24 protein-coding genes are annotated in these 26,311 nt (G+C 71.0%); 13 read left to right on the top strand and 11 right to left on the bottom strand.

All coding sequences use genetic code 11. The features are described 5' to 3' along the window. Window positions 1–88: 88 nt before the first annotated feature. On the bottom strand, window positions 89–2,113 hold the full coding sequence (locus tag ACWV17_RS31045) for a CocE/NonD family hydrolase (protein ID WP_455362282.1): 2,025 nt from the start codon (window positions 2,111–2,113) through the stop codon (window positions 89–91). 202 nt (window positions 2,114–2,315) lie between these two features. On the opposite strand from ACWV17_RS31045, the gene ACWV17_RS31040 reads away from it, so the two are divergent. After that, a complete protein-coding gene (locus ACWV17_RS31040) occupies window positions 2,316–3,326 on the top strand; it encodes a polyprenyl synthetase family protein (protein WP_455362281.1) in 1,011 nt (336 codons plus the stop codon). Here ACWV17_RS31040 and ACWV17_RS31035 read toward each other — a convergent pair. Then, window positions 3,244–3,483 (bottom strand): zf-HC2 domain-containing protein, encoded by a 240-nt coding sequence (locus ACWV17_RS31035; protein WP_455362287.1) that lies wholly within the window; start codon window positions 3,481–3,483, stop codon window positions 3,244–3,246. The genes ACWV17_RS31040 and ACWV17_RS31035 overlap by 83 nt on opposite strands. Window positions 3,484–3,874: 391 nt before the next feature. Here ACWV17_RS31035 and ACWV17_RS31030 point away from each other — a divergent pair, with 391 nt between their 5' ends. Continuing rightward, entirely contained in the window at window positions 3,875–5,131 is a 1,257-nt protein-coding gene (locus ACWV17_RS31030) for a LolA family protein (protein WP_455362280.1), read from the top strand. Window positions 5,132–5,191: 60 nt separating this feature from the next. Here the strand turns inward: ACWV17_RS31030 and ACWV17_RS31025 are convergent, their stop codons facing one another. The 3 genes from ACWV17_RS31025 to ACWV17_RS31015 form a co-directional block, all read right to left on the bottom strand. After that, window positions 5,192–5,761: a flavodoxin family protein gene (locus tag ACWV17_RS31025; RefSeq protein WP_455362286.1), complete on the bottom strand. Its 570-nt coding sequence runs from the start codon at window positions 5,759–5,761 to the stop codon at window positions 5,192–5,194. Between the two features lie 83 nt (window positions 5,762–5,844). Then, window positions 5,845–7,152 carry a M28 family metallopeptidase gene (locus tag ACWV17_RS31020; RefSeq protein ID WP_455362285.1) on the bottom strand — a complete coding sequence of 436 codons (1,308 nt, stop codon included), beginning with the start codon at window positions 7,150–7,152 and terminating at the stop codon, window positions 5,845–5,847. A 127-nt stretch (window positions 7,153–7,279) separates the two neighbouring features. Further along, the gene (locus ACWV17_RS31015; protein ID WP_455362279.1) at window positions 7,280–7,621 is read right to left on the bottom strand and encodes a VOC family protein; all 342 of its coding nucleotides are present in this window, start codon (window positions 7,619–7,621) and stop codon (window positions 7,280–7,282) included. Between the two features lie 53 nt (window positions 7,622–7,674). On the opposite strand from ACWV17_RS31015, the gene ACWV17_RS31010 reads away from it, so the two are divergent. Beyond that, window positions 7,675–7,962 (top strand): hypothetical protein, encoded by a 288-nt coding sequence (locus tag ACWV17_RS31010; protein ID WP_455362278.1) that lies wholly within the window; start codon window positions 7,675–7,677, stop codon window positions 7,960–7,962. A gap of 146 nt (window positions 7,963–8,108) precedes the next feature. On the opposite strand, the gene rarD is transcribed toward ACWV17_RS31010, so the two are convergent. From rarD to ACWV17_RS30980, 6 genes are all read right to left on the bottom strand, one after another. Beyond that, window positions 8,109–9,092, bottom strand: a complete 984-nt coding sequence (gene rarD / locus ACWV17_RS31005; RefSeq protein WP_455362277.1) for an EamA family transporter RarD — start codon at window positions 9,090–9,092, stop codon at window positions 8,109–8,111. A 172-nt stretch (window positions 9,093–9,264) separates the two neighbouring features. Next, window positions 9,265–10,314, bottom strand: a complete 1,050-nt coding sequence (locus tag ACWV17_RS31000) for a 2-oxoacid:ferredoxin oxidoreductase subunit beta (protein ID WP_455362276.1) — start codon at window positions 10,312–10,314, stop codon at window positions 9,265–9,267. Then, entirely contained in the window at window positions 10,307–12,244 is a 1,938-nt protein-coding gene (locus tag ACWV17_RS30995; RefSeq protein ID WP_455362275.1) for a 2-oxoacid:acceptor oxidoreductase subunit alpha, read from the bottom strand. Before ACWV17_RS30995 ends, ACWV17_RS31000 begins: the two co-directional genes overlap by 8 nt. 159 nt (window positions 12,245–12,403) lie before the next feature. Next, window positions 12,404–13,093, bottom strand: a complete 690-nt coding sequence (locus tag ACWV17_RS30990; RefSeq protein ID WP_455352379.1) for a LuxR C-terminal-related transcriptional regulator — start codon at window positions 13,091–13,093, stop codon at window positions 12,404–12,406. Between the two features lie 112 nt (window positions 13,094–13,205). After that, a complete protein-coding gene (locus ACWV17_RS30985) occupies window positions 13,206–14,525 on the bottom strand; it encodes a sensor histidine kinase (RefSeq protein WP_455362274.1) in 1,320 nt (439 codons plus the stop codon). 144 nt (window positions 14,526–14,669) lie between these two features. After that, window positions 14,670–15,869 carry a sensor histidine kinase gene (locus ACWV17_RS30980; RefSeq protein WP_455362273.1) on the bottom strand — a complete coding sequence of 400 codons (1,200 nt, stop codon included), beginning with the start codon at window positions 15,867–15,869 and terminating at the stop codon, window positions 14,670–14,672. Window positions 15,870–16,051: 182 nt separating this feature from the next. Here ACWV17_RS30980 and ACWV17_RS30975 point away from each other — a divergent pair, with 182 nt between their 5' ends. Genes ACWV17_RS30975 through ACWV17_RS30930 form a run of 10 tightly spaced genes read left to right on the top strand, consistent with a single transcriptional unit; the run spans window position 16,052 to window position 26,285 of the window. Next, window positions 16,052–16,450, top strand: coding sequence for an NADH-quinone oxidoreductase subunit A (locus ACWV17_RS30975; RefSeq protein WP_455352382.1), 399 nt, complete (start codon window positions 16,052–16,054; stop codon window positions 16,448–16,450). Continuing rightward, window positions 16,441–17,121 (top strand): NADH-quinone oxidoreductase subunit B, encoded by a 681-nt coding sequence (locus tag ACWV17_RS30970; protein WP_455362272.1) that lies wholly within the window; start codon window positions 16,441–16,443, stop codon window positions 17,119–17,121. Before ACWV17_RS30975 ends, ACWV17_RS30970 begins: the two co-directional genes overlap by 10 nt. Next, window positions 17,118–18,614, top strand: a complete 1,497-nt coding sequence (locus ACWV17_RS30965) for an NADH-quinone oxidoreductase subunit C (protein WP_455362271.1) — start codon at window positions 17,118–17,120, stop codon at window positions 18,612–18,614. Before ACWV17_RS30970 ends, ACWV17_RS30965 begins: the two co-directional genes overlap by 4 nt. Continuing rightward, window positions 18,611–19,579 (top strand): complex I subunit 1/NuoH family protein, encoded by a 969-nt coding sequence (locus ACWV17_RS30960; protein WP_455352385.1) that lies wholly within the window; start codon window positions 18,611–18,613, stop codon window positions 19,577–19,579. Before ACWV17_RS30965 ends, ACWV17_RS30960 begins: the two co-directional genes overlap by 4 nt. Then, complete coding sequence (locus ACWV17_RS30955; RefSeq protein ID WP_455362270.1) at window positions 19,579–20,151, top strand: NuoI/complex I 23 kDa subunit family protein; 573 nt, start codon at window positions 19,579–19,581, stop codon at window positions 20,149–20,151. The genes ACWV17_RS30960 and ACWV17_RS30955 overlap by 1 nt, the downstream gene beginning before the upstream one ends. Continuing rightward, window positions 20,148–20,783, top strand: a complete 636-nt coding sequence (locus tag ACWV17_RS30950) for an NADH-quinone oxidoreductase subunit J family protein (protein ID WP_455362269.1) — start codon at window positions 20,148–20,150, stop codon at window positions 20,781–20,783. Before ACWV17_RS30955 ends, ACWV17_RS30950 begins: the two co-directional genes overlap by 4 nt. Next, a complete protein-coding gene (gene nuoK, locus ACWV17_RS30945) occupies window positions 20,783–21,139 on the top strand; it encodes an NADH-quinone oxidoreductase subunit NuoK (protein ID WP_455362268.1) in 357 nt (118 codons plus the stop codon). Before ACWV17_RS30950 ends, nuoK begins: the two co-directional genes overlap by 1 nt. Continuing rightward, window positions 21,136–23,127, top strand: a complete 1,992-nt coding sequence (locus ACWV17_RS30940) for an NADH-quinone oxidoreductase subunit 5 family protein (RefSeq protein WP_455362267.1) — start codon at window positions 21,136–21,138, stop codon at window positions 23,125–23,127. The genes nuoK and ACWV17_RS30940 overlap by 4 nt, the downstream gene beginning before the upstream one ends. A 3-nt stretch (window positions 23,128–23,130) precedes the next feature. Further along, a complete protein-coding gene (locus ACWV17_RS30935) occupies window positions 23,131–24,717 on the top strand; it encodes an NADH-quinone oxidoreductase subunit M (RefSeq protein ID WP_455352390.1) in 1,587 nt (528 codons plus the stop codon). Next, a complete protein-coding gene (locus tag ACWV17_RS30930; RefSeq protein WP_455362266.1) occupies window positions 24,714–26,285 on the top strand; it encodes an NADH-quinone oxidoreductase subunit N in 1,572 nt (523 codons plus the stop codon). Before ACWV17_RS30935 ends, ACWV17_RS30930 begins: the two co-directional genes overlap by 4 nt. Window positions 26,286–26,311: the final 26 nt, after the last annotated feature.

Genomic DNA, 26,311 nt, shown 5'->3' with positions numbered 1-26,311 from the left:
GCTCCTTCCTCCGCCTTGCGATGCACGGCACCAGACCCCGCTCCCTGATCCGGCCTGATCCAAACGAGAGGCCCTAGCAGTCACGGCGTCATCCGGCCGTGCGCGGGATGCGCTTCTCCCAGGTGCGGTGGAACACGACCTCCGAACCGTCCCGGCACACCACCTCGTTGGAGGTGATGAAGTCGGCGGCGTCGCAGCTGATTTCCGAGCGGGTCTCGATCCGGGTGTCCCAGCCGAGCTCCGGCCGGTGCAGGCGGATCTTCCAGTCCGAGCGGGTGCGTGCGGACAGCGGGTCGTGCTCGTCGATCGTGTACGTCTCCAGCGCGTCCTCGGTGCATTCGAGGCCGTCCGGGTACACCCGCGTCCCGCCGTAGCGCGGGTCGACCTCCAGCCGCCACTCGCCGCTCGCGACGTCCCGTACGACCAGCCGCTCGGGGCGCTGCTCGTCCAGCGTCGCCGGGAAGGACACGCCCAGCGGCTCGGCCTGCTCCGGCTCCTCGAAGGTGATGGCGTCCGTCGTCGGGGTGCGGACCGGGAGTTCCAGCACGCTCGCCGCCGGCTCCAGGACCCAGCCGCCGGTGTGCGGTTGCGGCCAGATCCAGGGCCAGTACGCGGAGGACAGCGCGAGGCGGATCCGGTGGCCCGGCGGGAAGGCGTGGCCGATGCCGTTCAGCTCGAACGCCACGTTCTCGGTCGTGCCCGGCGGCCAGGAGGCCGCCCGCTCGCGGCCCTGGCGCGCGGCGAGGTTGAGCGCGCCCCGCGTGACCAGGGTGGAGGAGCCGTCCGGCGCGATGTCGCAGAGCCGGGCGATCACCTGGCCGGAGGGCACGTCGCAGCGCAGCCGCAGCCGGACCCGTGGGCGGCCCAGGATCTCGATACGGGAGTCCGGTGGCACCGGGAACTCGAAGCAGGCCGACCGGGCGTCCTCGTCGCGCTGGTCGGGCGGCAGGTCGGCGTCGTTGCCGAAGGGGAAGAAGCGGCCCGCGTCGAGGCCGGTGTGCTGCGGGGAGTCCACCGGCATGGGGGCGCCCTGGAGGGCGTACGGGACGGTGGTCACATGCGGGGACGGCCAGGACTCGTCGCCGACCCAGCGCCCCGGCAGCTCGGGGTAGGTGGTGGCGGGCGGGTGGGACTCGCTGATCCAGGAGCGCAGCAGCGGCTCGGACATGATTCCGCCCGCGCCGGAGGCGCTGTCGGACGCGGTGTCGCCCTTGAGGTGGTGGTCCCACCAGCGCAGGGTCTCCTGGAGGAAGCCGATGGCCGGGCCCGGCGGCAGCCCCCGGTCCGGGTACTGGTGCGACCACGGGCCGATGATTCCCCGTACCCGGTCGGCCGGCAGGTGCTCCACGAGCCGCAGGACCGTGTCGCGGTACGGGTCGTGCCAGCCGCCCACCGCCAAGACGGCCGCCTTGACCGCGGAGTAGTCCTCGCAGACGCTGCCGTGCCGCCAGTAGTCGTCGCGGGTCTGGTGGGCCAGCCAGGTGTGGAGGAACGGCTCGGTGTGTTCGAGGCGGTTCAGCCACATCTCCCGCCAGGCGTCGCCGACGTGCTCGGGATCGGGCGGCCGGGCGACGAAGGCGAGCATGGTGGCCGCCCAGGCGTGCATGTCCACGGCGAGGACCGAGCCGCCCATGTAGTGGACGTCGTTGTCGTACCGGTCGTCGGTCGAGCAGACGGTCACGATCGCCTTCAGCGGCTCCGGGGCGAGGGCCGCGATCTGGAGGCTGTTGAAGCCGCCCCACGAGATGCCGAACATGCCCACCTTGCCGTTGCACCAGGGCCGTGCGGCCAGCCAGTCGACCACCGCGGCCCCGTCGGCCAGCTCCACCGCGGAGTACTCGTCGCCGGGGACGCCCTCGCTGTTGCCGTGCCCGCGCACGTCGACCCGTACGGACGCGTAGCCGTGGCCGGCGTACCAGGGGTGCCGCTGCCAGTCGCGCGGCGCGGTCCAGTCGCTCAGCCGGTACGGCAGGTACTCGAGCAGCGCCGGTACGGGCTCGTCGGTGGCCGGCCGCCACACCCGGGCGTAGAGCCTGGTCCCTCCCCCGGACAGCGGGATCCGGACGTCCTCGCGGGTCGTCTCGTACGGGAACTCGGTGCGGATCCTGGGCATGGGGTCACCTCAGTGGGCGGACAAAGGACCTACTCCTGATCGTATGAGCTGATCAAGAACATACCGGGGCTGATCGCACCGCGCGCGTGAGGTGACGGGCAGGCGCTCACGGTGATCGAAAGTGGACCGGATACGCTGACTTGAGTGAAGGCAGCGACACATCGACAATCCGTGTGATCGTCAGCAGACAGGAGTACCCCTCGTGACCGTCGTCGGGCCGTTCGGACTGAGCGTGCGGGACCAGGCTCTTGAGACCGATGTCCAGGCCGGTCTGGCCGCTGTCGAGGAGGGGCTGCTCGATGCCTGCAAGAGCGAGGTCCCGTTCATCACGGAGGCCGCGCAGCATCTCGTGCGCGCGGGCGGCAAGCGGTTCCGGCCGCTGCTGGTGATGCTCGCGGCCCAGTTCGGGGACCCCTACGCGCCCGGCATCGTGCCGTCCGCCGTGGTTGTCGAACTGACGCACCTCGCCACCCTGTACCACGACGATGTGATGGACGAGGCGGACGTACGCCGCGGGGTGGACAGCGCCAACGCCCGCTGGGGCAACTCGCTCGCCGTCCTCACCGGAGACTTCCTCTTCGCCCGCGCCTCGCACATCCTGGCCGACCTCGGGCCGGAGGCCGTACGCATCCAGGCCCAGGCGTTCGAACGTCTGGTCACCGGTCAGATCCTGGAGACGGCCGGGCCGCGCGACGGCGGCGAACCCGTCGAGCACTACCTCGACGTGATCTCCGGCAAGACCGGTTCGCTGATCGCCGTCTCCGGCCGCTTCGGCGCGATGATGTCCGGCGCGGACGAGTCGGTCGTCGACATCCTCACCCAGTACGGCGAGCGGCTCGGCACCGCCTTCCAGCTCGCCGACGACGTCCTCGACATCGCGTCCGACTCGCACGAGTCGGGCAAGACCCCGGGCACCGACCTGCGCGAGGGCATCGCGACCCTGCCGGTCCTGCACCTGCGGGCCCGGGCCGCCGCGCACGGCGACCCGGCCGACCTGGAGCTGGTCGGGCTGCTGGACGGCGACCTCGCGGACGACGCGCAGCTCGCCGAGGTGCTGCGCCGGCTGCGGACGCACCCGGCCCTGGAGCAGGCCCGGCGGGACACCGTCCGGTACGCGGAGGAGGCGCGGGCTACTTTGGCGCCGCTTCCGGAGTGCTTTGCGAAGTCGGCGCTCGAGGAGCTGTGCGACGCGGTGGTCCACCGGGCGGGCTGACCGTCCGGTCCACGCCGTCCAGCCCGGCGAGCAGCTGCCCGACGGGGGAGAGGCCCGCCGCGAGCTCCTCGCAGAGCGCGCATGCGGCGAGATGGGCGGGGAACCAGGCGAGGTCCTCGTCGTCCAGTACGCCCAGGACGTAGGCGCCGACGTACACATGCGGATTCTCCGCGTGCGGGTCGTCGGGCGTCACGTGTCACTCACCTCCCACGGAAAGAGAGAGGGACCCGTCGCGGCCGCTGCTCGCGACGGATCCCTCTCGCCGGTGCGGGCTTCTCATGGGGGATTCGGTAGCCCGCTGCTTCCTGTCGATGAATACGGCGGGGTGCGGCGGGGCGTTCAGTTCACTGCTGTGACTCAGGTCACATCCGTCGCGTTCGGTTCGTGCGCGGCTGCGTTCCGTGTGCTCCGGTCCCCTACTGGACGGGTGGGGTGCGGCGGACTCTTGTCATCCCAGAGCAGTAGGCCGAGTTGAGCCCGGGGGCTGACGCCATCGGCCGTCCGTTTTGGTCAGATGGAACGCATCGACCACGGAGGTAGGGCACACCATGGCACCGAACAGTCCCACTACGAGCACCGACGAGGGCGCGGCCCCGGCGGCCGGCCGCCGCAGGGCGGCACGTTACGCCGTGCCGGTCGCGGTGGCAGGGGTGGCGGCGGCGACCATCGGGCTCGTCCCGGCGCTCGCCGCTTCCAGCGGCGACCCCGACCTGCCGAAGATCTCGGCGCAGCAGCTCATCGAGAAGATGGCCGCGTCGGAGACCGAACAGCTCTCCGGCACAGTGAAGATCAGGACCGACCTCGGTATCCCGTCCCTGGGCGGCCTGGCCTCCGGCCTGGGCGGCTCGGACGACGAGCCCGGCTCGTCCGCGGCGCCCGAAGCGAAGCTGATGGAGCTCGCGTCCGGCACGCACACGCTGCGCGTGGCGGCCGACGGTCCGGAGCGGCAGAAGCTCTCCATCCTGGACGGCGATGCCGAGTACAGCCTCATTCACAACGGCGACGACGTCTGGGGATACGACAGCAAGTCCAAGGAGGCGTACCACGCGAAGTCCCCCGCGGGGGAGCAGGGTGAGGGCAAGCACGACGAGAAGCTCCCGGAAGGTGTGCCCACCACCCCGAAGGCGCTGGCCGAGGAAGCACTCAAGGCGGTGGACGAGACGACGTCCGTCACCGTCGGCGGTACGGCGCAGGTGGCCGGCCGGGACGCGTACCAGCTGGTCATCAAGCCCAAGCAGGCCGGCTCGACGATCGGTTCGATCAAGGTCGCGGTGGACGCGGAGAACGGCGTCCCGCTGAAGTTCACGCTCACGCCGAGCGGTGGCGGCAAGGCCGCGGTCGACGCGGGCTTCACCAAGGTCGACTTCGGCAAGCCGGCCGCGGGCACGTTCGACTTCACCCCGCCCAAGGGCACGAAGGTGACGGAGGCGGACGAGCTCGACGCGCCGCAGGGCGGGCCGCAGGGCAAGCCGCACGACAAGGGCGGCAAGTTCGACGGGCCCGCCGGGGAGCTGGAGGGCCTGGAGGACTTCGAGGGCCTGAACGTCATCGGTGAGGGCTGGACCTCGATCGCCGAGATCGGCGCGCCGGGCGGCGAGGGCATCCCCTCCGGGAAGAACGGCGATCTGCCGCCCGAGGCCCAGCAGTTCATGGACTCGCTGGGGGACAAGGTGACGGGCGAGTTCGGCTCGGGGACCGTGTTCTCCTCCCGCCTGGTCAACGCCCTGATGACGGACGACGGCAAGGTCTACGTCGGCGCGGTCACGAAGGACGCGCTCGTGAAGGCGGCGAACGAGGCGAAGTAGTTCCGCTGCCCGCACGGCCCGGCCGCCGTACCGTCAGTACGGCGGCCGGGCAGTGCGCGATCAAGTCCGCGCGGCCGGGGCCTCGGTGAAGAAGCTCTTCGCGCGGATCAGCGCCGCCTCGTCCGCGTGCAGGTCGCCCGGCTGTGAGCCGTTGCCGAACAGCACGCCGCGCCAGCGCATGTCCAGGTACCCGGCGCTGGAACGCAGCGTCCCGGTCAGCGGCGCCGCGACCGACGGGTCGGGGTCCGCGAGGACGGTCACGCCCCAGAGGTTACGGCCCGCCATGCGCTGCTTGAAGTCGATGCCGGGCGTCTCCATCCAGCCCGACCAGTGGTCCAGGTACCGCTTCGTACTGGTCGAGACGGAGTACCAGTACAGCGGCGAGGCGATCACCAGGTCGGTCGCCTCCAGCGTCGCGTCGAGGAGCTGTGCGGCGTTGCCCTCGGGGGCGGGGTAGCTGCCGTCGCCCGTGTGCCGCAGGTCCTCGAAGTCGGGCAGGGGCAGGTCGGCGAGCCGGATCCAGCGCTGTTCGGCGCCGGGCGGCAGCTGTTCGGCGGCGAGGCGGGCGAGTGCTTCGGTGTTTCCGCCGGTGCGGGCGGAACCGAGCAGGAACAGGAACGTGCGGGCCATGGGCGTCTCCTCAGGCGACTGCATGCATGCGCAGTATATGCACATGCATGCAGTCGTGGTGGTCGGCCCGGTGGCCCGTCGGCTTAGAAGGTGAGCTTCCAGCTGTCGATCTTGCCGACGTCCTGGGCAGCCACGTCCTGGACGCGCAGCTTCCAGGCGCCGTTCGCGGCCTCGCTGGAGGCGTTCACCGTGTACGTGGTGATCACGTTGTCCGCCGAGTCGTTGGAGCTGGCCGACTTCAGCCGGTACGCGGTCCCGTCCGGGGCCACCAGGTCCACGACCAGGTCGCCGCGCCAGGTGTGCTTGATGTCCACCCCGACCTTGAGCGTGGCGGGCGCGTTGCCCGTCCGGCCCGCGACCGTGACGGTCGAGGTCACCGCGGCGCCGTTGTCCGGGATCGCGACGTCGGCGGTGTTCTCGTACACGTCACCGGGCGGTACGGGCGTCTCGGTGCCCAGCGTCCAGACCGCGTGGGCGATCGCGTCGCTGTTGCGGTCGAGCGCGGTGTCGTTGATGTTCGACGTGGTGTCGCAGGACGAGTGGTAGCAGCGGTCGAAGGCCTGGCCGGCGGTGCCGCCCCACTTCTGGGCCTGGGCGGAACTCTTCGTACGGCTGGCGCCGGTGAAGAGACCGCCGACCGGTATGCCGACGTTCTTGAAGGACGCGTGGTCGGAGCGGCCGTCGCCCTCGGTCTCGATCTCGGTGGGGACGCCGATGCCGGCGAAGTAGTCCTTGAAGGTCTTCTCGATGGCCGGGTCGTCGTCGTAGACGAAGTAGCCGGGGTTGGGCGAGCCGATCATGTCGAAGTTCAGATACCCGGAGAACTTCGAACGCTCGGTGGTGGGCAGCTGGTTGACGTAGTACTTGGAGCCGACCAGGCCCAGTTCCTCCGCTCCCCACCAGCCGAACCGGAGGTGCTTGGTCGGCTGAAGCTGCGCGCGGGAGACGGCGAGCGCGGTCTCCAGTACGGCGGCCGAGCCCGAGCCGTTGTCGTTCATCCCGGCACCGGAGGACACGGAGTCGAGGTGCGCGCCGGCCATCAGGACCGAGTTGGGGTCACCGCCCGGCCAGTCGGCTATCAGGTTGTAGCCGGTGGCACCGCTGGAGGTGAACGTCTGGAGGGTGGTGGTGAACCCGGCGGCGTCCAGCTTGGCCTTCACGTAGTCGATCGAGGCCTTGTAACCGGCCCTGCCGTGGGCGCGGTTGCCGCCGTTGTTGGTGGCGATGGTCTGGAGCTGGGTGAGGTGGGCCTTGACGTTGGCGATCGGTATGTCGGGCGCGGCGACGGCGGGCGCGAGCGCGGGCGTCGGCGCGGCTGTCGCCGCGGCTGTCGCCGCGGGGGCGGCGGAGGCGAGCAGGCCGGCGACGGCCAACGCGGCGGCTGCGGCCATGGGTCTGGACACGGAGAGAGTCACGTGGGGGCTCCGGATTCCGAACGGGGACAGGACGGAACGTGCGAGACGCCCTGCGACAGGCGGTGTCACAGGGCGTTGGAGCTGTGCGAACTGCTGAAACCGCTCAGGCGGTTGGTGCGGCGGTGCGTGCCTGATGTTCAGCGAGAGTTTGACTCTCCGTCAAGAGCGGAAACCGGTCACGGATGTTCGGATTGCGAACCGCGCGGGCGGCCGGGCGCGGGACGCCGGCGTGCAGGTCGAGGTGGAGCCGGTTCCTGACCGTCTTGCCCTCGGGTACGCGCTGGAAGAGCAGCCGGCGCCCGAGGCTGGTTCCGCTGTCCTGCCCGTGCGGGTCGTCCGGATGGCGGACGGCGGCGAAATCGCGCCAGGCGGCGCGGCCGTGCGCGCGGCCGGCTCTTTCTGCACCGGTGAGACGGTGAGGATCTCGTCCTGACGACAGCCGCAAGGGCCGAACAGGATCAGACCGTCGTCTCGGCGGCCTCCCGGATGCTGGCTGCCATGGCCCGACGGGAGCCGGGCAGTGTCGAGCTGCTGCTCGACATAGTGCCGGAGGCGTTTCCGTGGGTGCGCTTCCTGCCCGAGACCGATGTCCGTTCCTTCGCGGTCGAATTGGTCGACACGATGCGAGCCACCGACGCGCTGGGCAACAGCGCCGCAGTGGCGCAACTGCTGGTGGCATGGCAGCACACGGCCGAGGTGCACTCCGATCCGGACCTGCTGGCCGCACTCGCCAGGGACCACGACGAGGACTACGGCCCTGCCGCCGACCCGAGGGCACTCCCATGACAGCGGGCCGCGGCGACCGCGCCGCGCCCCGGCCCCGGAAGGACCGGCTACCCGAAGGCCACCGATCGCTGACCGCTGTCGGCGGGAACGTCAGCCGGCGGAAGGGGCGCCCCCGTGGGGGCGCCCCTTCCGTGGTCGTCGTCGCCTCAGCTCGAAGCCGGGGCGCGCTCCGCCTTGGGTGCTCGCTCCGTCTGCGGTGTCCCCAGGGCCGGGGCCTCCGGCTGCAGCCGGAGCGCGTCGGTGCGCGTACGGCGGGCCGTACGCAGCGCGTCCCAGGTCAGGATCGCCAGAGCCGCCCACACCAGTGAGAAGCCCGCCCACTTCTCCGGCGGCATGGCCTCATGGAAGTACAGGATGCCGAGCAGGAACTGGAAGACCGGAGTCAGGTACTGGAGCAGGCCCAGGGTGGACAACGGGACCCGGATCGCCGCCGCGCCGAAGCAGACCAGCGGGGCCGCGGTGACCACACCGGCCGCGACGAGCAGCGCGGCGTGGCCGGGTCCGGACGTACCGAACGTGCCGGAGCCGGTCGAGCCCAGCCACAGCAGAAAGCCGAGCGCCGGCAGGAACTGCACCGCCGTCTCCGCGGCGAGCGATTCCAGCCCGCCGATGTTGACCTTCTTCTTCACGAAGCCGTACGTGGCGAACGAGAACGCCAGGACGAGGGAGATCCACGGCGGCCGGCCATACCCGACGGCCAGCACCACCACGGCGAGGAAGCCGATGGAGACCGCGGCCCACTGCGCCGGCCGCAGCCGCTCCTGGAGGAACAGGACGCCCATCGCGATGGTGACCAGCGGATTGATGAAGTAGCCGAGGGACGCCTCGACGACCTGGCCGTTGTTCACGGCCCAGATGTAGAGGCCCCAGTTGACGGTGATGACGGCCGCGGCGACCGTGATCAGCCCCAGCTTCCGGGGCTGCCGGACCAGCTCCGTGACCCATCCCCAGCGCCGCACCACGAGCAGGGCGATGCCGACGACGGCGAGGGACCAGACCATCCGGTGGGCGAGTATCTCGATCGCGCCGGACGGTTTCAGCAGAGGCCAGAAGAGAGGGACGAGCCCCCACATCCCGTACGCGCCGAAGCCGTACAGCAATCCCGCCCGCTGCTCACTGTTCCCCTTCACGGGCCCTCCTGACCTGCCTGCCCTGCCCTGCGCCAATTCCTCGAAGGTAACGCCGCGAGGGCCTGATGTCATACCCGTTTCGCCATACGGTCATGACAGGGGGCGCGTTCGGAACATAGGACGAGGCCCGGACCTCCTCGGGAGATCCGGGCCTCGCGCGAACAGCGGACGGTCAGCCGACGACCGTCCAGGTGTCGCCGCCCGCCAGCAGCGCGGACAGGTCGCCCTTGCCGTGGTGTTCGATGGCGGTGTCGAGCTGGTCGGCCATCTGGGTGTCGTAGACGGGGCGGTCGACGCTGCGCAGGACTCCGATGGGGGTCTGGTGCAGCGTGTCCGGGTCGGCGAGCCGGGAGAGGGCGAACGCGGTGGTGGGGGAGGCGGCGTGCGCGTCGTGGACGAGGATTTGCGACTCGTTGTCCGCGGTCACGGCGACGACCTTGAGGTCGCCGGTGGCCGGGTCGCGTACGACACCCTTCGAGCCGTCGGTGCCGAAGCGGATCGGCCGGCCGTGTTCGAGGCGGATGACGGCGTCCTGGGCCTGGTCCTTGTCCTTGAGGGCTTCGAAGGCGCCGTCGTTGAAGATGTTGCAGTTCTGGTAGATCTCGACCAGTGCCGTGCCGGGGTGGTCGGCGGCCTGCCGCAGGACTTCGGTGAGGTGTTTGCGGTCGGAGTCGATGGTGCGGGCGACAAAGGAGGCCTCCGCGCCGATCGCCAGGGAGACGGGGTTGAAGGGCGCGTCGAGGGAGCCCATCGGCGTCGACTTGGTGATCTTGCCGACTTCGGAGGTCGGGCTGTACTGGCCCTTGGTGAGGCCGTAGATCCGGTTGTTGAAGAGCAGGATCTTGAGGTTGACGTTGCGGCGGAGCGCGTGGATGAGGTGGTTGCCGCCGATGGAGAGTGCGTCGCCGTCGCCGGTGACGACCCAGACGGACAGGTCACGCCGCGAGGAGGCGAGTCCGGTGGCGATGGCGGGCGCGCGGCCGTGGATGGAGTGCATCCCGTAGGTGTTCATGTAGTACGGGAAGCGGGAGGAGCAGCCGATTCCGGAGACGAAGACGATGTTTTCCCTGGCCAGGCCGAGCTCGGGCATGAAGCCCTGTACGGCGGCGAGGACCGCGTAGTCACCGCACCCGGGACACCATCGCACCTCCTGGTCGGACTTGAAGTCCTTCATGGACTGCTTGGCCTCGGCCTTGGGGACCAGTGAGAGCGCCTCAGTCATTGATGGCCTCCTTGAGAGCCGTGGCAAGCTGCTCGGCCTTGAACGGCATGCCGTTCACCTGGTTGTACGACTGCGCGTCGACCAGGTAGCGGGCCCGCAGCATGGTGGCGAGCTGGCCGAGGTTCATCTCGGGCACCACTACCTTGTTGTAACGCCCCAGCACCTCGCCCAGATTCCGGGGGAAGGGGTTGAGGTGGCGCAGGTGGGCCTGCGCGATGGGGAGGCCGGCGGAGCGCAGCCGCCGTACCGCCGCGGTGATGGGTCCGTACGTCGATCCCCAGCCGAGCACCAGGGTGTGTGCGCCGTCCGGGTCGTCTACGTCGAGGTCGGGGACGGCGATGTTGTCGATCTTCGCCTGGCGGGTGCGGACCATGAGGTCGTGGTTGGCGGGGTCGTACGAGATGTTGCCGGTGCCGTCCTGCTTCTCGATGCCGCCGATGCGGTGTTCCAGGCCGGGGGTGCCGGGCACGGCCCAGGGGCGGGCGAGGGTGTGCGGGTCGCGCTTGTAGGGCCAGAACACCTCGGTGCCGTCCGGCAGCTCATGGTTGGGGCCCTGCGCGAACTGGACCCGCAGGTCGGGCAGCTCGTCGAGGTCGGGGATCCGCCACGGCTCGGAGCCGTTGGCCAGGTAGCCGTCGGAGAGCAGGAACACCGGGGTGCGGTAGGTCAGCGCGATCCGGGCGGCCTCGATGGCGGCGTCGAAGCAGTCCGCCGGGGTCTTGGGTGCGACGACCGGGACGGGTGCCTCGCCGTTGCGCCCGTACATCGCCTGCAGCAGGTCGGCCTGCTCGGTCTTGGTGGGCAGGCCGGTGGAGGGGCCGCCGCGCTGGATGTCGACGATCAGCAGCGGCAGCTCCAGCGAGACCGCCAGGCCGATGGTCTCCGACTTCAGCGCGACACCCGGCCCGGAGGTGGTGGTCACCCCCAGCGCGCCGCCGAACGCGGCGCCGAGGGCGGCGCCGATGCCGGCGATCTCGTCCTCGGCCTGGAAGGTCCGCACGCCGAAGTTCTTGTGCTTGGACAGCTCGTGCAGGATGTCGGAGGCCGGCGTGATCGGGTACGAGCCCAGATACAGGGGCAGGTCGGCCTGCTGCGAGGCGGCGATCAGCCCGTAGGACAGGGCGAGGTTGCCGGAGATGTTGCGGTAGGTGCCGGTGGGGAAGGCCTTCGTTGCGGGGGCGACCTCGTAGGAGACGGCGAAGTCCTCGGTCGTCTCGCCGAAGTTCCAGCCGGCCCGGAAGGCGGCCACGTTCGCCTCGGCGATCTGCGGCTTCTTGGCGAACTTGGTGCGCAGGAACGTCTCGGTGCTCTCGGTCGGCCGGTGGTACATCCAGGACAGCAGGCCGAGGGCGAACATGTTCTTGGACCGTTCGGCCTCCTTGCGGGAGAGGCCGAAGTCCTTGAGCGCTTCGATGGTGAGGGTGGTCAGCGGTACCGGGTGGACCTGGTAGCCGTCCAGTGAGCCGTCTTCCAGCGGGGAGGTGTCGTAGCCGACCTTGGCCATCGGCCGGGTGGTGAACTCGTCGGTGTTGACGATGATCTCCGCGCCGCGCGGTACGTCCGCGAGGTTGGCCTTGAGGGCGGCGGGGTTCATCGCGACCAGGACGTTCGGCGCGTCGCCGGGGGTGAGGATGTCGTGGTCGGCGAAGTGGAGCTGGAAGCTGGAGACGCCCGGCAAGGTGCCGGCGGGTGCGCGGATCTCCGCGGGGAAGTTCGGCAGGGTGGACAGATCGTTGCCGTACGACGCGGTCTCCGAGGTGAAGCGGTCGCCGGTGAGCTGCATCCCGTCACCCGAGTCACCCGCAAAGCGGATGATCACCCGGTCCAGACGGCGCACCTCCTTCTCACCGGAAGGCTTGCGCTGTTCCCCGACGACAGCCTCATCGGCCCCGTCGGCCTGTTCGGCTGGGCTACTGACCTGGCTGGTCACTGAACTGGACCTCCTTCGAGGCGGCGGCTCGGGCACGCCGGGCCGACCGGTCGTCCCCTATGCCCACCCTACGTCGGTAAGGGTGGCCTTCCCTGGACTGCTCATATAGTGGACCGTCTTTTGAGACATTCTCATGCTCATTGACAGATTGTCAGCTCACTAGGAGTTCAGATAGGTGAGCACGGCCAGCACGCGGCGGTGATCCCCGTCACTCGGGGAGAGGCCGAGCTTCAAGAAGATGTTGCTTACATGCTTCTCGACCGCGCCGTCGCTGACCACCAGCCGGCGGGCGATCGCCGAGTTCGTCCGGCCCTCGGCCATCAGGCCCAGGACCTCCCGCTCGCGGGGGGTCAGCCCCACCAGTACGTCCTGCTTCCGGCTGCGGCCCAGCAGCTGCGCCACGACCTCCGGGTCCAGGGCGGTGCCGCCCCGCGCCACCCGTACGACCGCGTCCACGAACTCCCTGACCTCGGCCACCCGGTCCTTGAGCAGATAGCCCACGCCCCGGCTGGATCCGGCCAGCAGCTCGGTGGCGTACTGCTCCTCCACGTACTGCGACAGCACCAGTACGCCGACTCCGGGGTGCTCGCGGCGCAGCTGGACCGCCGCGCGGACGCCCTCGTCGGTGTGCGTCGGCGGCATCCGCACGTCCGCGACGACGACGTCGGGCAGCATGGCCTGCGACGCGAGGTCCGCGATGGTCTTGATCAGCGCCACCGCGTCCCCTACGCCCGCGACGACGTCATGCCCCCGGTCGGTCAGCAGCCGGGTCAGGCCCTCCCGAAGCAGCACAGAATCCTCGGCGATGACCACCCGCACCTTGTCCTCCACGACTCCGCAGCCCCCCATGTCATCGGCTCCCCACCCGGGGTCAGCCCCAGCATCCCAGTATCCGGGGGCGCAGGCTGCGGAATTCGTCGTCCGGCGTGTGGCGGGTCGGGGGTGGGGGGCTCCTGCCGGGTTACTGACGCCAGGGGAGTTCCGCCGTGATCGTGGTCGGGCCGCCCGCCGGGGAATCGACGACCAGGAGCCCGTCGACCGCGCCGAGCCGCTCCGCCAGCCCCGCCAGTCCGCTGCCCGCACCGGTGTCCGCACCGCCCCGGCCGTCGTCGGTCACCTGGAGCAGCAGGCGGTCCTGTGCCCGCCAGACGTCGATGGAGGCGTGGTGGGCGTGGGCGTGTTTGCTGATGTTCTGGAGGAGTTCGGAGACGGTGAAGTAGGCGATGCCTTCGATGGCCTGGGCGGGGCGGGCGGGCAGGTCGACGGTGACTTTGACGGGGGCGGTGCAGCGTGCGGCGACGGAGGAGAGTGCGGCGTTCAGGCCGCGGTCGGTGAGGACGGCGGGGTGGATGCCGCGGGCGAGGTCGCGCAGTTCCTGGAGGGCGATCTTCACTTCGCCGTGTGCTTCGTCGACCATGCGGGCGGCGGCCTGGGGGTCTTCGGTGAGTTTCTCCTTGGCCAGGCCCAGGTCCATGGCGAGGGCGACCAGGCGGGCCTGTGCTCCGTCGTGCAGGTCCCGCTCGATACGGCGCAGATCGGCGGCGGCGGTGTCGACCACGACCCCGCGGTCCGACTCCAGCTCGGTCACCCGGGTGGCGAGCCGGGACGGTCCCAGCAGGCCGAGGACCATCACCCGGTCCACGGTCGTCAGGGCGCGGACGATCCACGGCGTGGCGAGCGTGAGGAGCAGCCCGAGCACGCTGGTCATCGCGAGCTCGAAGGGGCTGTCGAGGTAGAAGTTGCGCGTTCCGTCGCCGTACAGCTGGAGGCCGTCCTGCCCGGCGTACACCGGGAAGATCCATTGGTACAGCGGGTAGAGCAGCATCGCCCAGCCGTACAGCCAGAAGGTCAGCGCCACGCAGAAGGCGAACACGGCCCAGGGGAAGTGCAGCAGCGCGTACAGCAGGTGGCGCCAGGACACCCCGCTCTTGAGGACCCCGCCGATCCAGGCCATCGGGCCGCTCTTCTTCGTGCGGACCGGCTCCGGATCCGCCACGTCCAGGTCCAGCAGGGCGCGTGCCCGGGTCCGCTCCAGCGCGCCGAAGCCGCGGCAGGCGGCCAGGCCGGCGGCGAGTACCGGGACGCCGAGGAAGGTGACGAGCAGCCCCGCGCCCAGCGAGGTCATGGTGACCGCGAAGGTGAAGAGGGCGACGCTGATCGGCAGGCTCAGCATCAGATAGCCGAACTCGCGCCAGGTGCGGGCCTCGATCGGCGCGCGCAGCGCCGGCGGGAGGATGTGCTTCCTGTACTTCCGGGTCTCCGGTGCGTAATCCGTGGCCATCGATGTCGTCCGTTTCTGCTCTGCGGGCTGGTGTACGACCAGACTGCTGGGGAGGGGGCGCCCCGGGACATGCGGCCGGTCGGCGTCTTGGACCGGGGGTTTTCCCCACCCGGCGGCTACCGATCGCGCCAGGGGACCCGACGGCTACCGGTCCCGCCAGGGCAGTTCCGCCGTGATCGTGGTGGGCCCGCCGGCCGGTGAGTCGAGGACGAACAGCCCGTCGACCGCGCCGAGCCGCTCCGCGAGCCCGGCCAGGCCGCTGCCCGCGTCCAGCCGGGCACCGCCGCGCCCGTCGTCCCGTACCTGGATGAGCAGCCGCTCGTCCGCGCGCCAGACGTCGACGGAGGCGTGGTGGGCGTGGGCGTGTTTGCTGATGTTCTGGAGGAGTTCGGAGACGGTGAAGTAGGCGATGCCTTCGATGGCCTGGGCGGGGCGGGCGGGCAGGTCGACGGTGACTTTGACGGGGACGGTGCAGCGTGCGGCGACGGAGGAGAGTGCGGCGTTCAGGCCGCGGTCGGTGAGGACGGCGGGGTGGATGCCGCGGGCGAGGTCGCGCAGTTCCTGGAGGGCGATCTTCACTTCGCCGTGTGCTTCGTCGACCATGCGGGCGGCGGCCTGGGGGTCTTCGGTGAGTTTCTCCTTGGCCAGGCCCAGGTCCATGGCGAGGGCGACCAGGCGGGCCTGTGCTCCGTCGTGCAGGTCCCGCTCGATACGGCGCAGATCGGCGGCGGCGGTGTCCACGACCACCCCGCGGTCCGACTCCAGTTCGGCGATCCGCCGCTCCAGCTCGTCGGAGGGGGAGAGCAGCCCGCGGACCATCGCCCGGTCGGCGTTGGTCAGACCACGCGCGATGTACGGCAGGACCGGCCAGGCGACGAAGAGGCCGGTCAGCGCGACCGTGAACGTGAGTACGCCCCAGGGCAGCCGGATGAAGTCGTACAGCACCGTGCGCCAGCCGACCGGGTCCTTCAGGCTCGTCCACAGCCAGCTGAAGAAGTCGCCCTGGCGGCGGGCGGGTATCGGGCTCGGCTCGTCGATGCGCAGGCCGAGCAGCGCGCGCGCCCGCCACCGTTCCGCCTTGCCGAGCTGCCGCGAGCCGAGCAGGCCGGCCGCGAGCAGGGGCAGACCGATCACCGTCACGGACAGCAGCGCGCCGGTGTAAATCATGAACGCCACGTAAACAAATCCGATGATCGACGCCGGCAGGTTGGCGAGGAGGTGGGCGATCTCCTTCCAGGTGTGCGCGTCGTACGCGAACCGCACGGGCGGCGGCCGGTCGTGATCGGTGGGGGAGTGGAAGTGCACGTCGCTGTTCGTAGCCGTACTGGCGGGGCTGGCGGTCATACGGCACAGACTGCCCGGGGCGTACGAGCCGGCGCCATGGGGTTGCCGGTGGGTGAGAAGTAGGGATAACCCCACCTCGGGCTCGCTTCAGCGGGATGCGGCTGCTTACCGTGTCTTTAACAGGGCCTAGACTCCCGTCCGTACAGATCGTCGACACAGTGGCCAGGGAGCGAGGGGCGGACGTGCCGGAACCGACCGTGACCGTGCTTGCGGCCGACTACTTCGAGAGCTATTCGGTCGTCGGACTGATCGCTCTTGTCGGAGTGGTGTTCGTTGCCGTCGCTTTCGGAGCCGGCCGGCTGCTGCGGCCGGTGGTGCCGACGCGCGAGAAGATGCTCACGTACGAGTGCGGAGTGGACCCGGTCGGCGAGGGCTGGGCGCACACCCAGGTCCGCTACTACGTGTACTCCTTCCTCTACGTGATCTTCGCTGTCGACTCGATCTTCCTGTTCCCGTGGGCGACGGTCTTCGCCGCCGCCGGATACGGCGCCACGACGCTGGTGGAGATGTTCATCTTCCTCGGCTTCCTGGCCGTCGGTCTGCTGTACGCATGGAAGAAGGGCGTCCTCGAATGGACGTGACCCCGACCTCTCAGCCCGAGCTGCTGCCGGAGCCCAAGCGTCTGGGAGTGCTCTCCCGGCTGGCTCCGGAGCCGATGAAGGTGGTCCTCAACTGGGGCCGCCGCTACAGCCTGTGGGTCTTCAACTTCGGGCTCGCCTGCTGCGCGATCGAGTTCATCGCGGCGTCGATGGCCCGGCACGACTTCATCCGGCTCGGCGTGATCCCGTTCGCGCCCGGGCCGCGCCAGGCGGACCTGATGATCGTCTCCGGCACGGTGACGGACAAGATGGCCCCGGCGGTCAAGCGGCTGTACGAGCAGATGCCCGAGCCGAAGTACGTCATCTCCTTCGGCGCGTGCTCCAACTGCGGCGGGCCGTACTGGGACTCGTACTCGGTGACGAAGGGCGTTGACCAGATCATCCCGGTCGACGTCTACGTTCCCGGGTGTCCGCCGCGGCCGGAGGCGCTGCTCCAGGGGATTCTGAAGCTTCAGGAGAAGATCGCCCGGGAGTCGCTCGGTGAGCGGTACGCGGCCCCGGCCGCGGGCGCGGGCGGTGACGCCGGTGTCGGTGCGCGGCCGTCGGCGGCCGCGCTGCGGAGCGGTCTGGTCACGCCGCCGCCGGCTCCGTCGAGTCCGGGGACTCCGTCGAGCCCGGCGACTCCGTCGAGTCCGGGGGAGGGCACCCCGTGACCTCGGTGAACCTGTACGACAGCCTGCCGGACGCGGTGACGGAGATCTTCACGCCGGAGGCCACGGCGGAGCGGACGTACGACCTCCTCACGGTGGACGTGCCGTCCGGATTCTGGATTACGGCGCTGGAGATCGCGCGCGACAAGCTGGGCTGTACGTACTTCGACTGGCTGAGCGCGGTCGACGAGCCGGGCACGGGCTTCCGGATCTGCGCGCACGTCGCCTCGCTGGAGGCCGGCGCGGTCCGCCGCCTGCTGCTGCGTACGACGGTCCCGCACACTTCCCCCTCGCTGGCGTCGGCCGTGGACGTCTACGCCGGCGCGAGCTGGCACGAGCGCGAGACGTACGAGATGTTCGGTGTCACCTTCACCGGCCACCCGCACCTGGTCCCGCTGCTGCTCCCCGAGGGTTTCGAGGGGTACCCGCTGCGCAAGGACTTCGTGCTGGCCGCGCGGGTCGCGAAGGCGTGGCCCGGGGCGAAGGAGCCCGGCGAGTCGGAGCACGGCGGCCCGAAGCGGCGCCAGATGCTGCCGCCGGGCGTTCCGGACCCGAACGAATGGGGCCCGCTGAAGGGCCAGCTACCCCCGGCTCCCGCCCGCCCGGCCCGCGCTGCGCGCCCGGCAGGCGACCGCCCGGCCCGCGGCGCGCGCAGCGCGGCGGGTACCCCGACGCCCGAGGCGGCCCAGCCGACCCCACGTCGCGCCCGCACGGCGGCCGCCGGCTCGGCATCCCAGCACCCTCCGGCCGAGGCCCCCCCAGAAGCGGCCACCCCGGAGCCCGCCACGGCCCCGGCGCCCGCGCGGCGTCCGCGCACGGCGGCGGAGGGTTCGGCTTCGCAGCAGCCGCCGACCGACACCCCGGCGAACCTGGGCCCGGCACCCGAGCAGCCTGCAGCGGGCACGGGAGCCGCCACCCCGGAGGCCGCGACGGCTCCGGCGCCCGCGCGCCGGGCGCGTACGGCGGCGGAGGGTTCGGCTTCGCAGCAGTCCGCGGCAGGCACGGATGCCGGTACCCCCGGGGCCCCGACCACCCCGACGCCCGCGGCGCGGACCGCGGCGGAGGGTTCGGCTTCGCAGCAGCCGCCGACCGACGCCCCGGCGGATCCGGGCCCGGCACCCGAGCAGTCTGCGGCGGGCACGGAAGCGGATACCCCGGAGGCCGCGACGGCACAGGCGCCCGCGCGCCGGGCGCGTACGACGGCCGAGGGCTCGGCTTCGCAGCAGCCCGCGGCCGGCACCGAAGCCGGTGGCCCGGAGGCCGCTGCGGACAAGGCGCCCGCGTCCCAGCCGGGCGACCGCGAGCCCGGCGCTTCCGCCGCGGCACCGGCGCGCCCGGCGGACGGGCCGGCACCGGCGCGCCCGGCGCGCAGCGCGGACGCGCCCTGGCACAACCCGCGCCCCGCGTTCGACGACGCCGATGACGACGTACAGAAAGACACCCGGTCCCAGGACCGGCCGGGTGACGACCGGGAAGCCGCTGGAGGCGACGAGTGAACGACGCCCTCGACGTCGCCCTGCGACTGATCGTCGTCTTCGCCGTCTTCCTGGTGCTCCCGCTCGTCATCGGGCAGACCGAGCACAAGGTGATGGCCCACATGCAGGGCCGTCTCGGCCCCATGTACGCCGGCGGCTTCCACGGCTGGGCCCAGCTCGTCGCCGACGGCGTGAAGTTCGCGCAGAAGGAGGACGTGGTCCCGGCCAACGCCGACCGCCGCATCTTCCAGCTCGCCCCCGCCGTCGCCCTGCTCCCGTACCTCCTCGTGCTCATCGCGATCCCGGTCGGCCCGAGCGAGGGCGCGGTCGGCCAGGTCGTCGACGCGGGCATCTTCTTCGTGCTCGCCGTGATGGGCGTCGGAGTGCTCGGCAGCCTCATGGCCGGCTGGGCCTCGGCCAACAAGTTCTCCCTGCTCGGTGGGCTCCGCACCGCCGCGCAGCTGCTCGCGTACGAGCTGCCGATGCTGCTCGCCGCCGCCTCCGTCGCGATGGCGGCCGGCACCGTCTCCCTCCCCGGCATCCTCAATGCCTTCGAGTGGTGGTGGCTGCCCTGGCAGATCGTCGGCGCCCTGGTCTTCTTCACCGCCGGCCTCGCCGAGCTCCAGCGCCCGCCGTTCGACATGCCGGTGGCCGACTCGGAGATCATCTTCGGTGCGTACACCGAGTACACGGGCCTCCGCTTCGCGCTCTTCCTGCTCGCCGAGTACGCCGGCATCGTCGTCCTCTGCGGTCTGACCACCGTCCTCTTCCTCGGTGGCTGGCACGGCCCCTGGGGCGCCGACGGCCTCGGCTGGGTCTGGACGCTGCTGAAGACGGCCGTCCTCGCCTTCGGGGTCATCTGGCTGCGCGTCACCTACCCCAGGCTCCGCGAGGACCAGCTGCAGAAGCTCGCCTGGACCGTGCTCATTCCGCTCGCGCTCGCACAGATCGCGCTCACCGGCATCGTGAAGGTGGCGATCCAGTAATGGCCCCGATCCCCGGCAGCGGCCTCGCCAAGGGCCTGGCCGTCACGCTCCGGACGATGACGAAGCGGTCGCACACCGCCCAGTACCCGGACGTCCAGCCCGAACTCCCGCCCCGCACCCGGGGTGTCATCGGCCTGTTCGAGGAGAACTGCACGGTCTGCATGCTCTGCGCACGCGAGTGCCCGGACTGGTGCATCTACATCGACTCGCACAAGGAGACGGTCCCGGCCGCCGCCCCAGGGGGCCGCGAGCGCAGCCGGAACGTCCTCGACCGGTTCGCCATCGACTTCTCCCTCTGCATGTACTGCGGTATCTGCATCGAGGTGTGCCCCTTCGACGCCCTGTTCTGGTCGCCGGAGTTCGAGTACGCCGAGACGGACATCCACGACCTCACCCACGAGCGGGACAAGCTCCGCGAGTGGATGTGGACCGTGCCCGCGCCGCCCGCGCTCGACCCGGGCGCCGAGGAGCCGAAGGAGATCGCCGCGGCCCGCAAGGCGGCGGAGAAGCTCGAAGCCCAGCAGCAGGAACAGCAGAACGAGCAGCAGAACGAGCAGGAGGGGGAGGCGTGACTCTCGCAGTGACCACAGCGGCGACCACCGCGGCAGCAGCCACCGAGCACGGCTTCCTTTCCCCCACCGGCGTCGAGATCGCGTTCCTTCTCGTCGGCATCGCGACACTCGGCGCGGCCGTCATCACTGTCACGACCAAGCAGCTGGTGCACGCCGCCCTCTGGCTGGTCGTCGCACTCGGCGGGATCGCCGTCGAGTACCTGCTCCTGACGGCGGAGTTCGTCGCCTGGGTGCAGGTCCTCATCTATGTCGGTTCCGTCGTCGTCCTCCTCCTCTTCGGACTGATGCTGACCAGGGCCCCCATCGGCCGTTCCCCGGACGCCGATTCGGGCAACCGCTGGGTGGCGCTCGGCGTCGCCCTCGCCGCGGCGGCCGCGCTCGTCTGGGTGGTCGTGGACGCGTTCCGTACGACCTGGATCGACCTGGACGGACCGGCCCAGGGCTCCACCAAGGTGGCCGGCGAGATCCTCTTCCAGCACTGGGTGCTGCCCTTCGAGGCGCTCTCCGTGCTGCTGCTCGCCGCCCTCGTCGGGGCGATCGTCCTGTCCCGCAAGAGCGGTGCCGAGAGCGGTGCCCAGCGCGGTGCCCAGAGCGGTTCCAACGGCAACAGCAGCGGTAAGGAGCAGCGCTGATGCACCTCGCCTATCCCGCCGTGCTCGCGGTCCTCCTCTTCTGCACCGGTCTGTACGGGGTGCTCGCGCGCCGTAACTCCATCCTGGTGCTGATGTCCGTCGAGCTGATGCTCAACGCCGTCAACCTCAACCTGGTCGCCTTCGACGTCTGGCTCCGCGACGCGCTGCACGCCGGCCAGGCGCTGACCCTCTTCACCATCGCCATCGCCGCCGCGGAGATCGGCATCGGTCTGGCGATCGTGCTGATGGTCTACCGCAACCGCGGCACCGCCGACATCGACAAGCTGCGCGACACCGCCGAGACCGCCGACAACGGCGACACCGCCGAGTCCGCTGATTCCGAGGTCGCCGCGTGACCACCACGACCCTCGCCGTCCTCGTCCCCCTCCTTCCCTTCCTGGGCGCCGCGGCCGGACTGCTCCTCGGCCGCAAGGCACCCGGCTTCGTCCGGCCGCTGGCCGTGCTGCCCGTCCTGGCCGCGGCCGTGCTCGCGGCCGTCGTCGCCGCCCGGCAGGGCGGCGGCAAGGCGATCGACGCCGCGACCGAACTGACGCCGACCGGTTCGGTCCCCATCGAACTCGCCCTGCACCTCGACGGCTTCGCGGTCCTGGTCGCGGTGCTGGTCGGGATCGTCGCGTCCTGCGTGCAGATCTACTCGACGGCCTACCTGCGCGACGACCCGCGCTACCCGTCGTACGCCGCTCTCATCTCGCTGTTCACCTCCGCGATGCTGCTGGTCGTCTACTCCGGCGACCTGATGGTGCTGCTGGTCGGCTGGGAGATCATGGGCATCTGCTCGTACTTCCTGGTCGGCCACTACTGGGAGACCGAGGTCGCCCGCGCCGCCTCCCTCAAGGCGTTCCTGGTCACCAAGCTCGGCGACGTCCCCTTCCTCTTCGGCCTGTTCGCACTGGCGGCCGACGCCGGTACGTTCCGGATCACCGGCATCCTGCGTACGGTCGCCGACGGCGGCCTCGACCACCCCACCCTGATCGCGCTGCTGCTCCTCGCGGGCGTGGCGGGCAAGTCGGCGCAGTTCCCGCTGCACACCTGGCTGCCCGACGCGATGGCGGGCCCGACCCCCGTCTCCGCGTTGATCCACGCCGCGACGATGGTCGCCGCGGGTGTCTACTTCGTGGCCCGGCTCCTCCCTGTCTTCGCGGCCTCCGCCGCGGCGCTGGTCGTGCTCGCCGTCATGGCGGCGGTGACGATGGTCGGCTCAGCGCTCGCCGCCCTCGCGCAGGACGACATCAAGCGCGTCCTCGCCTACTCGACCGTCGGCCAGCTCGGCTACATGACCGGCGCCCTCGCCGTCGGCGAACGCGGCGCTGCCGTCTTCCACCTCCTCTCGCACGGTGCGTTCAAGGCGCTGCTCTTCCTCGGGGCGGGCGTGATCATCCACGCCGCCGGCACCAACTCGCTGGCCGCCATGTCCCGGATGAGCGGCCTTCCCAAGCGCATCCCCGACGCGTACTGGACGATGACGATCGCCCTGCTCGCCCTCGCCGCGATCCCCCCGTTCGCCGGCTTCTTCTCCAAGGAATCCGTCCTCGTCGCCGCGGAACACGCGGCCCTCGGCGAATCGGAGATCGCCCCCGGCGCCGCCGGCTGGACCGTCCTGGTCTCGGGCCTCCTCACCGCCCTCCTCACCGCCGCCTACGCCACCCGCCTGTGGCTGCTGGCCTTCCGCGGCACCGGCCCCGAGGCCGCCGACCACGGCAGGCAGCCGCTCGCGATGACCGGCGTGCTCTGGCTCCTCGCCCTCCCCTCACTCGGCTTCGGCCTGACCGCCGGCTACCTCGCCGGCTGGTTCGACGGCCACGCGCTCACCCCGACCCTCACCACCTCCGTCCTCGGCACGGGCGTCGCCCTGGTCGGCGGACTGATGACGTACGCGGCGTGGCGGCACACGTCCGCGATCGCCGTCCGCCGCCCGCTCGGCGCGGTCGCGGCCCACCCCGAGGCCGAACCCGCCGTGTCCGAAGCGGAAGCCATCGCCAGTCACGAGCCCGTCTACGGCGACATCGCGTCCGCCCCCGACCCGGCCGATCCCGGCCGGCTCCTCCTCGGCCCGCTCCACCGTCACGCGGCCGCGGCCTTCCATGTGGACGCCGTCTACTCCGCGCTGTTCGTACGCCCCGTCCGTGCGGCGGCCGAACTGGTCCGCTTCCTCGACCGCGAGGTCGTCGACACGTACGTACGCGGTGCGGGCACCGGCCCCCGCCTGCTGGGGGCGGTCGTCCGCCGCGCCCAGACCGGCAATGTGCAGACCTACCTCAGCGCCCTGCTCGCCGGCTCCGTCGTCCTGGCGATCGCCGCCGTACTCGTCGCCGCCGGAGCGTGAGCCGTGATTGATATCAGCGAATCCGTGATGCAGTTCCTTCTGGCATTGATCGTGGCCGGACCGCTCGTCGGCGCCGCGGCCGCCCTTCTCCCCGCCCCGCCCGGACTGAAGGGCTCCGGCCCCGACCAGGCCGTCCTCCGCCACGGCGTCACCGTCACCGGCGTGATCCTGGCCGCGACCATCGTCCTGGCGCTCGGCTTCGACCACGACCAGCCCTCGAAGATGCAGGCTACGACCGACATCAGCTGGATCCCGGCGCTCGACGTCAGGCTCCACCTCGGTGTCGACGGCATCTCGCTCCCCCTCCTCGTGATGACCGCGCTGCTGACCTTCCTCTGCGCGCTCTACAGCTACTTCAAGATGCCTTCGGGCCCGTCACCCAAGGCATTCGTCGCCCTGCTGCTCGTTCTGGAGTCCGGCACCCTCGCGACCTTCGCCGTCCTCGACCTGCTGCTGTTCTTCCTCGCCTTCGAGATGGTCCTCATCCCGATGTACTTCCTGATCGCCCGCTGGGGCGGCGACCAGCGGCAGTCCGCCGCCTGGAAGTTCATCCTCTACACGCTGCTCGGCTCCGTGGTCATGCTGCTCGGCCTGCTTCTCATCGGGCTGGGAAGCGGCACATTCGACATGGTGGCACTCGCCACTGACAACGGCCGCGGACTGACCCACACCACCCAGCTCCTGGCCGTACTCGCGATCGGTGTCGGACTGGCCGTCAAAACCCCGATGTGGCCGCTCCACAGCTGGCTCCCGGACGCCCACACCGCCGCCCCGACGGTGGGTTCCGTCCTGCTGGCCGGCGTGCTGCTGAAGATGGGTACGTACGGGTTCGTCCGTATCCTGCTCCCCGTCACCCCCGACGGGATGCTCACCTTCGCTCCCTACCTCGCCGCCTTCGCGGTGGTCGGCATCATCTACGGGTCCCTCGCCTGCCTGGCTCTCGCCCGGCAGGGCGGCAAGGGCGACCTCAAGCGCCTGATCGCGTACTCCTCCGTCGGCCACATGGGCTTCGTGCTGCTCGGCATCGCCACCATGACCCCCACCGGAGTCAACGGCGCGCTGTTCGCCAACATTGCCCACGGCCTCATCACCGGCCTGCTCTTCTTCCTGGTCGGCGCGCTCAAGGACCGGTACGGCACCACCGACCTCGACGCGCTCGCCGGCGCCACCGGAGCCGCCCTCTACGGGAAGGCCCCGCGCCTCGGCGCGCTCCTCGCCTTCGGCGCCGTCGCCTCCCTCGGTCTCCCCGGCCTCGCCGGATTCTGGGGCGAAATGCTCGCGCTGTTCGGCGCGTTCGACCCCGCCGACGGGCTCAGCCGCCCGGCCTTCCTCACCTTCATGGCGATCGGCGGCCTCGGCACCCTGCTCACCGCCGCGTACCTGCTCGTCGTCGTACGCCGCGTCTGCATGGGCGACACGGCCCGGCACGAGCAGGCAGCCCCTCCGCAGCTCGCGGACGTCCAGAGCTACGAATTCGCCGCCTGGACCCCGCTCGTCGCCCTCACCGTCCTCGCCGGACTCTGGCCCGCGGCCCTCCTCGGCCTCACCGACCCGGCTGTGCAGAAGCTCCTCGCTGGAGGCAACTCATGACGGCGACCGCGGTAGCCACGACCGGCACGCCCGACGCCACGTCCGCCGCGAGCCTGGTCCAGTCCGTCGACTGGCTCGCGATCGCGCCGCCGACCATCGCCGCGGCCGTCGGCCTGCTCGTCCTGGTCGCCGACCTCTTCGTACCGGAGCACCGCAAGTCCCTCCTCGGCTGGGCGTCGGTGGCCGGCCTGGCCGCCGCCGTCGTGGCGCTCGTACCGCTGCGCGGAGGCGACCGCTCCACCTTCTGCCTGACCGCCGACGCGAATGTCTGCAGCTACACCGCCGACCACTTCACGCTCGCCATCCAGTTCCTGGTGCTGGCCGGCGCCCTGGCCACCGCGCTGCTCTCGCTGACCGCGGTCAAGGACCTCGAACTCCCGGCCGGGGAGTACTGGTTCCTGCTGCTCTCCTCCGCGGCCGGCGCCGCCCTGCTGCCCGCCTCCCGCGACCTGGCGACCCTCGTCGTCGCCCTCGAAGTCGCCTCGCTGCCCGCGTTCGCGCTGGTCGGCCTGCGGCGCGGCAACCGGCTCTCCTCCGAGGCCGCGCTGAAGTTCTTCCTGTCCTCCGTCGCCGCCACCGCCGTGACGCTCATGGGCGTCAGCTTCGTGTACGCGGCCACCGGCACCCTGCACCTCACCGAGGTCGCCGACCGGCTGTACGACGTGCCCGAACGGCTCGACACGCTCGCCATGGCCGGTGTCGCGCTGACCCTCGTCGGCTTCGCCTTCAAGACCGCCGCCGTCCCGTTCCATTTCTGGGTCCCCGACACCTACGTCGGCGCGCCGCTGCCCATCGCCGCGTACCTCTCCGTCATCGGCAAGGCGGTGGGCTTCACCGGCCTCGTCCTGGTCACGGTGATCGCGTTCCCGGCGTACGCGGACGTCTGGGGGCCGGCGGTCGCCGTACTGGCCGCCCTCACCATGACCGTCGGCAACGTGGCCGCCCTGCGGCAGTCCGCGACCCGTGCCAACAGCGCCGTGCGGCTGCTCGCCTGGTCCTCGGTGGGCCAGGCCGGCTATCTGCTGGTCCCGATCGCGGCGGCCGCGTACACGGACCGCGACCAGATCGGCGCCACCGTCGCGTACGCCCTGATGTACGCCGCCGTGAACCTCGGCGCGTTCGCCGTCGCCGCACTGGTCGCCCGTACGCACGCCCAGCACCGCATCAGCGACTACCGCGGCCTGTACGCCACCAGTCCGCTCGCGGCCCTCGCGATGGGCTTCTTCCTGCTCTGCCTGGCCGGCCTGCCGCCCGGCATCATCGGTCTCTTCGCCAAGGTCACGGTCTTCCGGTCGGCCGTCGAGGCGGGCCTCGGCTGGCTCGCGGTCGTCATGGCGGTGAACGTCGTGATCGCGCTGTACTACTACCTGAAGTGGACGGCGGTCCTCTTCCGCGCCCCGGAGCCCGCCGCCGCGGCCGAGGGAGAGCCGGCACCGGTCCCGGCACCGGTCCGGCACCGCGTGCCCGCGCCGATCACCCTGACCATCGCGCTCACCGCCGCCGTCGGTCTGGTCGTCTCCGGCGCCCCGCAGCTGGTGCTCCGCTTCGCCTCCACCGCGCTCTTCTAGGCCCGGGCGGGCGGTACGACCCGGCG

Source organism: Streptomyces mabaensis (genome assembly GCF_053763515.1).
The sequence above is the reverse complement of the archived record's forward strand: the minus strand, read 5'-3'. Positions and strand labels throughout refer to the sequence as shown.

Coding starts and splice junctions, on each gene's coding strand:
- ACWV17_RS31045 (WP_455362282.1), bottom strand. CDS start 2,113: ATGCCCAGGATCCGCACCGAGTTCCCGTACGAGACGACCCGCGAGGAC.
- ACWV17_RS31030 (WP_455362280.1), top strand. CDS start 3,875: ATGGCACCGAACAGTCCCACTACGAGCACCGACGAGGGCGCGGCCCCG.
- ACWV17_RS31025 (WP_455362286.1), bottom strand. CDS start 5,761: ATGGCCCGCACGTTCCTGTTCCTGCTCGGTTCCGCCCGCACCGGCGGA.
- ACWV17_RS31020 (WP_455362285.1), bottom strand. CDS start 7,152: ATGGCCGCAGCCGCCGCGTTGGCCGTCGCCGGCCTGCTCGCCTCCGCC.
- ACWV17_RS31010 (WP_455362278.1), top strand. CDS start 7,675: ATGGCCCGACGGGAGCCGGGCAGTGTCGAGCTGCTGCTCGACATAGTG.
- ACWV17_RS31000 (WP_455362276.1), bottom strand. CDS start 10,314: ATGACTGAGGCGCTCTCACTGGTCCCCAAGGCCGAGGCCAAGCAGTCC.
- ACWV17_RS30990 (WP_455352379.1), bottom strand. CDS start 13,093: ATGGGGGGCTGCGGAGTCGTGGAGGACAAGGTGCGGGTGGTCATCGCC.
- ACWV17_RS30985 (WP_455362274.1), bottom strand. CDS start 14,525: ATGGCCACGGATTACGCACCGGAGACCCGGAAGTACAGGAAGCACATC.
- ACWV17_RS30980 (WP_455362273.1), bottom strand. CDS start 15,869: ATGACCGCCAGCCCCGCCAGTACGGCTACGAACAGCGACGTGCACTTC.
- ACWV17_RS30970 (WP_455362272.1), top strand. CDS start 16,441: ATGGACGTGACCCCGACCTCTCAGCCCGAGCTGCTGCCGGAGCCCAAG.
- ACWV17_RS30955 (WP_455362270.1), top strand. CDS start 19,579: ATGGCCCCGATCCCCGGCAGCGGCCTCGCCAAGGGCCTGGCCGTCACG.
- nuoK (WP_455362268.1), top strand. CDS start 20,783: ATGCACCTCGCCTATCCCGCCGTGCTCGCGGTCCTCCTCTTCTGCACC.
- ACWV17_RS30930 (WP_455362266.1), top strand. CDS start 24,714: ATGACGGCGACCGCGGTAGCCACGACCGGCACGCCCGACGCCACGTCC.